This window comes from Bacillus coreaensis (assembly GCF_050586445.1).
GTDB lineage: Bacteria > Bacillota > Bacilli > Bacillales > Cytobacillaceae > Robertmurraya_A > Robertmurraya_A coreaensis.
Window position 1 is genome coordinate 17,330 of the sequence record NZ_JBOCCY010000026.1, and the last position, 10,626, is coordinate 27,955.

9 protein-coding genes and 1 pseudogene are annotated in these 10,626 nt (G+C 38.6%); 6 read left to right on the plus strand and 4 right to left on the minus strand.

Going from position 1 to position 10,626, the window contains the following annotated elements:
• The first annotated feature begins 50 nt into the window (after positions 1–50).
• The 4 genes and pseudogenes from ACQ5H4_RS22635 (at position 51) to menC (ending at position 4,832) form a co-directional block, all read left to right on the plus strand.
• Positions 51–1,794 (plus strand): annotated as a pseudogene (locus ACQ5H4_RS22635) (SulP family inorganic anion transporter).
• Between the two features lie 24 nt (positions 1,795–1,818).
• Positions 1,819–2,175 (plus strand): ArsR/SmtB family transcription factor, encoded by a 357-nt coding sequence (locus tag ACQ5H4_RS22640; protein WP_119709563.1) that lies wholly within the window; start codon positions 1,819–1,821, stop codon positions 2,173–2,175.
• An 88-nt stretch (positions 2,176–2,263) separates the two neighbouring features.
• Positions 2,264–3,733, plus strand: coding sequence for an o-succinylbenzoate--CoA ligase (locus ACQ5H4_RS22645; protein ID WP_430777124.1), 1,470 nt, complete (start codon positions 2,264–2,266; stop codon positions 3,731–3,733).
• The gene (menC, locus tag ACQ5H4_RS22650; protein ID WP_430777125.1) at positions 3,723–4,832 is read left to right on the plus strand and encodes an o-succinylbenzoate synthase; all 1,110 of its coding nucleotides are present in this window, start codon (positions 3,723–3,725) and stop codon (positions 4,830–4,832) included. The genes ACQ5H4_RS22645 and menC overlap by 11 nt, the downstream gene beginning before the upstream one ends.
• A 53-nt stretch (positions 4,833–4,885) precedes the next feature.
• Here menC and ACQ5H4_RS22655 read toward each other — a convergent pair whose 3' ends face one another.
• The 3 genes from ACQ5H4_RS22655 to ACQ5H4_RS22665 all read right to left on the minus strand — a co-directional run bounded on the left by ACQ5H4_RS22655 (position 4,886) and on the right by ACQ5H4_RS22665 (position 8,850).
• The gene (locus ACQ5H4_RS22655; RefSeq protein WP_430777126.1) at positions 4,886–5,935 is read right to left on the minus strand and encodes a cytochrome d ubiquinol oxidase subunit II; all 1,050 of its coding nucleotides are present in this window, start codon (positions 5,933–5,935) and stop codon (positions 4,886–4,888) included.
• A gap of 34 nt (positions 5,936–5,969) precedes the next feature.
• A complete protein-coding gene (locus ACQ5H4_RS22660) occupies positions 5,970–7,331 on the minus strand; it encodes a cytochrome ubiquinol oxidase subunit I (RefSeq protein WP_430777127.1) in 1,362 nt (453 codons plus the stop codon).
• Between the two features lie 514 nt (positions 7,332–7,845).
• Positions 7,846–8,850, minus strand: coding sequence for a metal ABC transporter solute-binding protein, Zn/Mn family (locus ACQ5H4_RS22665; RefSeq protein ID WP_430777128.1), 1,005 nt, complete (start codon positions 8,848–8,850; stop codon positions 7,846–7,848).
• A gap of 215 nt (positions 8,851–9,065) precedes the next feature.
• Here ACQ5H4_RS22665 and ACQ5H4_RS22670 point away from each other — a divergent pair, with 215 nt between their 5' ends.
• Positions 9,066–9,632, plus strand: a complete 567-nt coding sequence (locus ACQ5H4_RS22670; RefSeq protein ID WP_430777129.1) for a beta-class carbonic anhydrase — start codon at positions 9,066–9,068, stop codon at positions 9,630–9,632.
• Here the strand turns inward: ACQ5H4_RS22670 and yidD are convergent.
• Positions 9,629–9,862: a membrane protein insertion efficiency factor YidD gene (gene yidD, locus ACQ5H4_RS22675; protein WP_430777130.1), complete on the minus strand. Its 234-nt coding sequence runs from the start codon at positions 9,860–9,862 to the stop codon at positions 9,629–9,631. The genes ACQ5H4_RS22670 and yidD overlap by 4 nt on opposite strands.
• 150 nt (positions 9,863–10,012) lie before the next feature.
• On the opposite strand from yidD, the gene ACQ5H4_RS22680 reads away from it, so the two are divergent.
• A complete protein-coding gene (locus tag ACQ5H4_RS22680) occupies positions 10,013–10,486 on the plus strand; it encodes an S-ribosylhomocysteine lyase (protein ID WP_066057584.1) in 474 nt (157 codons plus the stop codon).
• Positions 10,487–10,626 lie beyond the last annotated feature (140 nt).

Consider the following 10,626-nt stretch of genomic DNA (forward strand, 5'->3'; position numbering starts at 1 on the left):
GTATATTCAAATAATCAGATATACAAATAAAAGGGATAAGAAGGGTGAACATGTTAAGTGATAAAAGATTTTCAAATTATTCGTTAAGTAGTATTCCAAAGGATGTACTATCTGGTCTAATTTGGTGTCATCGCTATTCCGCTTGGAATGGCCTTTGCGATTGCTTCAGGTGTCAAACCAGAATATGGTATAGTTTCAACCATTGTAGGAGGAATCCTTATCTCCTTGTTAGGGGGATCTAAATTTCAGATTGGAGGTCCGACTGGAGCCTTTATTCCCATCCTCTTTGGAATCGTTATGACTTACGGATATGAAAATCTATTAATTGCAGGTTTTTTAGCTGGTATTATGCTCCTTATTATGGGAATCTTAAAATTTGGCTCACTTATCAAGTATTTTCCTAGACCCGTAACTATTGGTTTTACATCGGGAATCGCTGTTACTATTTTTTTAGGACAAATGGCAAGTTTTCTTGGACTTGTTGGAATTCAAAAGCATGAAGAATTTATTAGTAATTTGCTAGAAATTGTTACACATTTTCATTCAATGAATCTTTATAGTGTATTAACTGCGGCGATATGCTTGCTAATCATCACCCTCTCACCGAGGTTAGCCCCTAAAGTTCCTGGTCCACTACTGGGCTTACTTGCATCAACCTTGGTAGCTACCTGGTTTTATCCTGGGCAGGTGGAAACAATTGGTTCTGCATACGGTGCTATCCCAAACTCATTACCACGCATACATTTGCCAAACGTAAGTATTGAAATGATCCTTACTCTATTAAAACCTGCCTTTGTTATTGCCATGCTCGGAGGAATAGAATCATTGCTCTCGGCCGTTGTGGCAGATGGCATGACAAACACCCGTCACAACAGCAATAAAGAATTGATCGGACAAGGAATGGCAAATATGGTTACTCCACTATTTGGGGGCATTCCGGTAACAGGAGCTATTGCAAGAACAGCTACCAATATTAAAAATGGAGCAGTTTCCCCTTTATCTGGAATCATACATGGGGTTGTCGTTTTGCTAGTTTTGTTGTTTTTTTCGCCATTTGCTTCCTATATTCCACTTGCTAGTATGGCACCGATATTAATGGTGGTTGCATGGAATATGAGTGAAAGGAAGGTATTTGCTCATGTTCTAAAAACAAGATCTACTGACTCCATCGTTCTGGTAGTTACCTTTTTACTAACCGTTTTTGTTAATTTAACGACGGCTGTTGAAATCGGATTAATATTAGCCGCTATCTTATTTACAAAAAGAATGAGCGATCTAGTCACGACTGCGAAAGCATTACCTAATTTACATCATAAGCATGGAAAAGTAGAAAATCATGTGGTGACGGATATACATGATTGTCCGCAAATTAGCATTTACAATGTAGAAGGTCCCCTCTTTTTTGGAGCCGCTCAAACCTTTGAATTTTCAATCATGGATACTATTCACTATCGGCCTCGTATATTGTTGTTACGAATGAGTAGGGTGCCTCTTATGGATACAACGGGGGAAGCAAATTTAGCCAGTATTGTGTCCCATTTTTCAAAAAATGGTATAGTTATCATATCAGGAATAAACGAGCAGCCAAAAAATGTATTAATGCGAACGGGTCTATATGACAAAATAGGTCACGAACACTTTTTTGAGAACACTGGGGAAGCGATTGAATTCGCGTTAAAACAGGTGGACAAAAATAAGTGTTTAGGATGTAGACACTTTGCTTTCAGAGAGTGTACCAAACTTTCAAAACCCGAATCTACTGAAGGGAAAGTACTACAGCCTACTACCTTCTAGTAATGAAACAAGGAAGTGAAACGCTTGAATTTAGAGATGCAACAGTTTAAAGCAGAGTTTTTTAAGGCTTTGGCTCATCCATTAAGAATACGCATTCTTGAACTGTTAGCCGAAGGGGATAAGAACGTAAATGAAATACAAACACTCATCGGTAGCGAAGGATCATCTGTTTCGCAGCAATTAACGATTTTACGAGCCAAAAATATCGTGTCAGGGACAAAGGAAGGGAATAAAGTCATTTACACGCTAAAGGATCCGATGATCATTGAACTATTAGCGGTTGCGCGCCAAATATTTAACAATCATCTTGTTGATACAATAACCATTTTAGATCGTTTTACTGACAAGGAAGAGGAAGGGAACATCGTGCCGAAGAATTAAGTTCTTCGGTTTTTTATGTCGCACTTTAGCATGATCATTGAAAAAAATAAAACAATTTGATAACGTGATTAGGAAGAGGGTGAAAAAATTGTCAATTGAAGTTATGCCAAATTTTCTTAAAAAGAGAGCATTTTTGACACCTAGTCGAACGGCGTTGGTATTTGAAGATAAACGCTACACATTTCAACAGCTATATGCCGAATGTGTCGATGTAGCAGGTCGAATGCACGCATATGGAATGAGACAGGATCAATACGTTGCACTGTTATTATCGAATCATTCCGAAAGCGTCGTTATATTGTTATCATTACAGCTACTTGGTATAAAAGCAGTTTTACTTAACACAAGATTAACTCCAGAAGAACTGAATTATCAGTTGAAGGACTCAAATTCAGCTTTTTTAATTACGGAATCATTGTTTAAAGAAAAAGCGGAACAATTAGATGTACGTGTCGTCTACAAAAATGAGTTGTTTCAAACACCATTTTTTGAGCCACCTCTTGTTAATGAAGTAGCTTTGGAGGAGGTTTGCTCACTTATGTATACTTCCGGAACGACGGGTTCTCCTAAAGGGGTTATGCAAACGTATGGAAATCATTGGTGGAGCGCAGTTGGTTCAAGCTTAAATCTTGGATTGCAAGATAGCGATGGGTGGCTATGTGCAGTTCCCCTTTTTCATATTAGTGGGTATTCCATTTTAATGAGAAGTGTGATTTATGGAATAAAGATGGTGTTGCACGAGAGCTTTGACGTGGAAAGAACGTTACAAGATATAAAGTCTGAGAAAGTAACAACGATGTCTGTGGTAAGTACGATGCTTTCCCGATTATTAGAGCACTTGGATAGCCAGTTGCCGGGTCATTTTCGCTGTATGCTTTTAGGAGGGGGACCAGCTTCACTTTCATTATTAGAAAGATGTGTGGAGTTACAAATTCCTGTTTATCAAACGTACGGAATGACCGAAACGGCCTCTCAATTTGTAACTTTATCTCCTGAATATAGCTTGAGCAAATTAGGTTCGGCAGGAAAGGCACTTTTTCCATCACAGTTGAAAATTGTTGATGCTGATGGTTTGAAACAGCAGCCGTTAGAATCAGGAGAAATTTTTGTAAAAGGTCCGAATGTCACGAAAGGGTATTTGAATAAAGAGGGTTCGCACCAAAAAGATGGATGGTTTGCAACTGGGGATATAGGATATATCGATGAAGAAGGTTTCTTATATGTGCAGGATCGCCGTTCAGACTTGATTATCTCAGGTGGAGAAAACATTTATCCTGCGGAAATTGAAGGAGTTTTACAAGGGCATCCTGCTATTCAAGAGGCGGGGGTTATTGGTGTAGAAGATCAGGAATGGGGACAAGTACCGGTAGCCTTTGTTGTTAGGAATACATCTATAACAGAACAAGAAATCATACAATATTCTTCATCCAAGTTAGCGAAATATAAGGTTCCTAAAAGGGTCATGTTAGTTGACCTGCTCCCAAGAAATGCGTCTAATAAGCTTTTAAGAAGAAGTTTGAAAGAATGGGTAAAAGGCGGAGCTTCTAATGAGAATTGAGAGAATTAAGCTATCGGTTGTCTCCATGAAGTTAAAGACTCCGTTTACCACTCATTTAGGTACGGTGCATGAACGAGAAGGGATTGTCATAAAGGTCATGAATCGAGACGGAGTGACTGGGCTTGGAGAGGTAGTAGCCTTTTCCTCTCCATGGTATACGGAAGAGACCGTTCAAACCTCCTTACATATGTTAAAAGAATTTTTTATCCCATTGCTTTTTCGTAGTCGCATTAAACATCCGAGTGAGGCCACTCCGATTTTTAACAAACTCCGGAGAAACTTTATGGCCAAAGCAGGTCTTGAAATGGCTATTTGGGATCTATATGCAAAGGAAAGAAATCAGTCATTATCGAGCCTGCTTGGAGGAACTCAAGATAACATTCCATCAGGAGTAGTGGTTGGGGCTAAATCGATGAAAGAGACTCTTTTGCAAATTGAAAGAAATCTTGAGAACGGATACAAACGTGTAAAGGTAAAAATTTCTCCACAAAATGATTATGATTATATCCAATCAATCAGATCTCATTTTCCCCATGTTCAATTAATGGCCGATGCAAATTCTGCCTATACATTAAAGGATATCAATCGATTAAAGGCACTAGATGATTTTGGATTGCTAATGATCGAACAACCTTTAGGGCACGATGATATTGTTGAGCATGCAAAGCTACAATCCGTGCTCCAAACACCGATTTGTTTAGATGAAAGTATTGTCACTTTTGACGATGCCAAGAAAGCAATTGAGCTAGGAAGCTGCCGGGTAATTAATATAAAAGCTGGCAGAGTAGGCGGCATTCAAACAGTAAAGGACATTCATGATTATTGTTTGGAAAAAGGAGTACCCGTCTGGTGTGGTGGAATGCTGGAATTTGGTATCTCCAGAGCGCACAATATCGCTATTGCTTCTCTACCTAATTTTACGATTGCCGGAGATATTTCTGCTAGCAGCCGATATTGGGAAGAGGACATTACAACTCCTGAAGTCATTGTCCGTAATGGAATGATTGATGTTCCAAATGGTCCTGGTATAGGGTTTGAGATAAATCGTGAGAGGCTGAAAGACGTAACGATTTTTGAGGAAAGTTTTACGAAATTATAATTAGAAAAAACGTGCCCCCATTTGGCCTCACGCCAAATATCGGGCACGTTTTTTTATGTCTTCGTTTCTTCTGGTGGTTTTTGCTGTAGATATCTTTTATCATTCATAAATAATGTCCAGAAATAAAAGAAACCTGGGAAGAGGATGGCGAAACCGGCTATGTAGGTTGCGAAAATAGCCCGGAACGAATTCGGATCAGTGAATGCGTTTTGAATGGTCACCTCTGGGTAAACAATGTAAGGCAAGTGCGCTTGTCCGTAGACAAGACTTGCAAGTAAGTATTGAATCGTTATGGCAATGACAGTAAGGCGAGGCATTCCCTTTGGTCCCCCAGTGACAGAAGGTAAAAACAATCCAAGCCCTCCAATGACAAAAAACACAACCGATACGATTAAAAACGCCAGATTATCCATCATTTTTTCGTAAAGCCAAGGTGCTTCTGTTCGGAGCGTAAACATAATAAGAACAGCCATTGCCAGAGAGATCGGACCTAGAATAATCGCATCTCTTCGATATACAGCATAGGCCTCATATTCTTCCGCTGTTTTTGAATAGTCTGCAAGCAATAAGGAGGATAAAAACAAAGTGGAACTTATTGCAAATCCAATAAACGCGTATTCATTGGCACTGGTAAAAAGTTTTATAAGATTAAGGGTTTGGTGGCCATCTGCAAAGTCGATATAGTTGCCATGTGTAATTGGAAGTACGCTGATGAGTAATCCTGGAATAAGGATACCGGTAATTCCAGAGATATATGTTAGTGGTTTACGATATTCAGATGCAATATTTGAGAAAACGAGAAACGCACTTCGTAAGGCAAGCAAAAGCAAGATCATACTGCCTGGAATAAGCAATACGGTTCCAAGCGTATAAGCTGCGGATGGAAATAAACTATACACAGCAACAACAAGAGCAACAATAAATGTGTTGGTTACTTCCCATGTGGGGGACAAATATCGGTTAGCGATGTTTGTAGCCTTAGTCTGCGTTCTATTAAAGTAAATCATAGACCAAAATCCGGCGCCAAAGTCCATGGTTGCCATAACCGCATAGATGAATACAAATCCCCATAACACAGTAATGGCTAGTAATGCATCAGTCATCTATTTTCACTCCTCCATATATAATGGTGCCTCGTTACGTATTGGATCCATAAAGTGGTACACCCTTTTGTTCGGCTCGATGTAAATCATCCGCAACGGTGTTCTTTCTAAAATAATATAGAAGGACAAAGACCACTGAAACCCCTAGAATGACGTATACAGCTGCAAATGCTAGAAATAATACACCTAAATTTGTTGCCGTTGTCGCCGAATCTGCTGTAGATAGCACGCGATAAATCGTCCAAGGTTGTCTTCCGGTACAAGCAAAAATCCATCCAAATTCAATCGCCAATACTGCTAAAGGGCCAGAGGCAATAAAAGTCGAAAGAATCCAACGGGGATATTTTTCTTTTTTCAAAAATTTTATCCATAGTAAAGCGAGTAGAGGTAATAAAATTAGTAAAGATCCTATGCCTACCATTCCATTGAATAGGGTGTGAACAAATAGCGGTGGCCATTCTTCTTCTGGCCATTCTTTCAGTCCCTTAACGACGGTATCAAAGCTATTTCCTGCTAAAAAACTAAGTGCCCAAGGAATGTGAATGGCGTACTTAACCTCTTCGGTTTCACGGTCAGTAAATCCTCCGATGACGAGTGGGGCATGTGATTGAGTTTCAAATAATCCTTCTGCTGCGGCAAGTTTTTCCGGTTGATATTCATGCAAATATTGAGCAGATTCATGTCCGTTTATGGCGGTTAATAGTGAAAATATTCCTCCAACAATAAGACTAAGAGTTAATGCTTTTTTGTGAAAATGGTAAATTCGTGTATTAAATTCTGTTCGCCATAGTTTATAGGCTGATACGGACGCAATCACAAATGCACCTGTTGTATAGGCAGATAACGCCACATGTCCCGCTGTGACAATAAAGCTTGGGTTAAAAAATGCTGCCCATGGATCAACATCGGTTATCATTCCGTTTTCAATTCTGAATCCAGTAGGTGTCCCTTCCCAAGCGTGAACATTCGTTATGAGAACGGCAGATGCTAAAGCACCGAGCGCCACAAGTACGAGGCTTGTAATTCGAGCCCAAGGAGGAATACGCTCAGCGGCATATACATAAATGGACATAAATAGTGCTTCAATAAAGAAAGCATATATTTCAATTTGGAAGGGTAGGGCCATGACGACACCGATGACTTCCATAAATCCTGGCCATAAAAGGGATAGTTGAACTCCAGCGATTGTACCAGTTGGAATCCCGACACCAAGTAGTACGGCAAAGGCTTTTGTCCAGCGCTTAGCCATAACTACGTACTCCTGGTCTTTCGTTTTTTGATACATAAGCTCAGCCGTAAGCATCATAAAAGGCAAGCCTACCCCGATGGTTGCAAAAATAATATGAAAACCCATAGTAGTTCCGAATAACGAGCGTGCAATTAGTAAATCATCCATTACGATCTCCCTTTCAATATACTCACCACGTTATTCTTTTCTAATAAAAAATAAATATGTAATCTTTTCCTATTTTCACAAGAAATAAGGCAATATAGTGACAGAAAATGGATGGGGGGAAATCGTGAGGTGGGGCGAATTGAGATTCTTAGATGGAATCGCAAATATGATGTGAGAATCGCAAGTAAATTTTGAAAATCGCAAATAAAATCTGAGAATCGCAAGTAAATTTTGAAAATCGCAAATAAAATCTGAGAATCGCAAATAAATTTTGAGAATCGCAAATAAAATCTGAGAATCGCAAATAAATTTTGAAAATCGCAAATAAAATCTGAAAATCGCAAAATATCTAGCAAATATACGGAGAAGAACCACATGAGAAAGCAAATACACATAGAATTAAGGCATTCCAGAGCTGTTTTAAAGAAAATGCCATCAATTTCATGAAAATAGATCAAAAATAAATCTAAAAACAGCAAAAAACCCCCTCAAATAACGAGGGGGCTAACGAATACTATTCGTTTAAAGCGGTTTGCAATGCTTCAAGATTATCTTTCATGATGGTAAAATACGTGCGTTCTTCTTTTACGTCTGCATCCGTTAAGGTTGAAAGATTATGGAGAGTTAATGGTTCTGCACCAATTTCCTTTTGAACAATTTCAGTTAGCTTTGAGCTTACATTTTGCTCGAAGAAAATATAATGTAGGTCATGTTCCTCTGCTTCAGCGATAATCGTTTCAAGCTCCTTTTGAGTAGGCTCATTTGTTGAGGCCAAACCTGATACGCTGATTTGCTCAAGCCCGTAACGCTCAGTCCAGTAACCGAATGCGGCGTGAGATACTAAAAATTCCTTGTGTTTTGCTGTGCTTGTTACTTCAGTAAATTCCTCATTTAATTGTTGTAATTCTTTTTCTAGTGATGCGAAGTTTTCTTCGATTTGCTCTTTGTGATCGGGTAGTTTTTCAAGAAGCTGCTCTTTAATTTCTTCTGCTAGGCTAATCGAATAAATAGGGTCAAGCCATACATGAGGGTCTACATCACCGTGGTTATGTTCATCCTCTTCTTCATGAGCATGTTCTTCTTCAGTTTCTTCCGCATGCTCTTCTGTCGTTTCTTCGTGAGCGTGTTCCTCAGTAGACTCTTCTTCATGCTCCTCAAATGTGATATGTTCAGCAGTTGCTACTAACGTGACGTTTTCATTTTTTAATGCTTCCTCTGCCTTTGAAACGAAACCTTCTAAACCTAGACCAATGTAAAAGAAAAGGTCAGAATCTGCAAGATCAATCATGTCTTTTTGAGATGGCTCAAAAGAGTGTTCATCTGCACCGTTAGGATAAATGGATGTGACTTTTACTAAATCTCCACCTATGCGTTCTGTGAAGTACTGTAATGGGTAAACGGTTGTATAGATGGATAGTTTATCGTTTTCTTGATTGGTTTCCGTTGTGTCACCCTGACAACCTGCTAGAAATGTGGCAATGATTATCATAAAAATAATTGCTGTATATTTACGAAACATACTTACTCTCCTCTCAATTATAGATAAAACGTAATTATTTCGATTTAAAGTATATAATAATAGTTGTAATTTTGTATTTTAATAGATAATCCGAAACGGTTACGATTTACATTAGTTATATTACCTAATAGTAGAGAAATATGCAACCATAAAAATTGTCTAGTTTTGCAATTATCTTGTATTATAGTCATAAGTATAAAAAAGGGGGTACTAGGATGAGACTGTTAGATGAAATTTTAGAGTATAATCAACAGTTTGTTGAAGAAAAACGGTATGAGGAATTTACAACAACAAAATTCCCAAACAAACGCCTAGTTATTTTAACTTGTATGGACACAAGATTACTAGAGCTTTTACCAAAAGCGATGAACGTGTCAAATGGGGATGTAAAACTCATAAAAAATGCTGGTGCACTAGTTACGCATCCGTTTGGAAGTATTATGAGAAGTTTACTTGTAGCTGTTTATCAGTTGCAGGCAGATGAAGTTTTGGTCATTGGTCATTATGATTGTGGAATGAGTGGAATGAAGGCTGATGTAGTCATCGAAAGCATGAAAGAGCGGGGAATTACTCAAGAGACGCTTGATATGCTAAACTACTCTGGCATTAACGTCTCTGAGTGGATGCATGGATTTGACAATGTGTCTGATAGCGTGAAGCACAGTGTGGACATGATTAAGAAGCATCCTCTTCTTCCAAAAGGAGTTCCTGTACATGGACTTGTCATTGATCCTGAAACAGGTAGATTAGACGCTGTTGAAAATGGATATGAGGGCATTTAATTCTTTTTTTCCTTTTTTTCTGGAACATAATCAAACCCACCTGGATGAAATGGGTGACATTTTAATAAACGTTTAATGGTTAGGTAACCACCTTTTATTGGTCCAAATCTTTCAATGGCCTCTAATCCATAGTGTGAGCAAGTTGGATAGAAGCGACAGCTTGGCGGTTTAAGCGGAGATATGGCAATTTGATAGAAACGGATAAAGGCCATCATCGCCTTTTTTAACATGTAAATCTCTCACTTTCCTCTTTCCTATTTACGAACAACATAACATAGATAGGGAAATTAGTCTAAAAAATGGCATAAGAGTAAGTAGAGATAATGCGTAATAATTGTTGTATACTGATAAAAGAAATTGAATGAATAGGAGTGAAACATATGCCTTCTGTAGAAAGTTTTGAACTAGATCATAATGCAGTGAAAGCCCCATATGTAAGACATTGTGGAGTACATAAAGTGGGAAGTGATGGAGTTGTTAATAAATTTGATATTCGATTCTGTCAGCCGAATAAGCAAGCAATGAAGCCAGATGTTATTCATACGTTGGAACACTTATTAGCATTTAACCTTCGTGAGCATGCGGAAAAATACAGCCATTTTGATATTATTGATATTTCTCCAATGGGGTGTCAAACAGGTTATTATCTCGTGGTAAGTGGGGAGCCTTCGGTAGAAGAAATTATTGATCTATTAGAGGATACGATGAAATCAGCCGTGGAAATCGTTGAAATTCCTGCAGCTAATGAAACACAATGTGGCCAAGCGAAGCTTCACGACCTTGAGGGAGCTAAACGATTAATGCGTTTTTGGCTTGAACAATCAAAAGAAGATTTGAAACAGGTATTTGCTTAAAAGTTTAGCCGAGCGTTTTTGCTCGGCTATTTTTTATAAGATAAGAAAGTATAATATTTTCGACTTTGAGAATTGTCTAGCTCCAGCGCCCTAGCGCCTAGTGTCCTTCGCTCTCCGCCCTACGATAAGTCAACATCGAA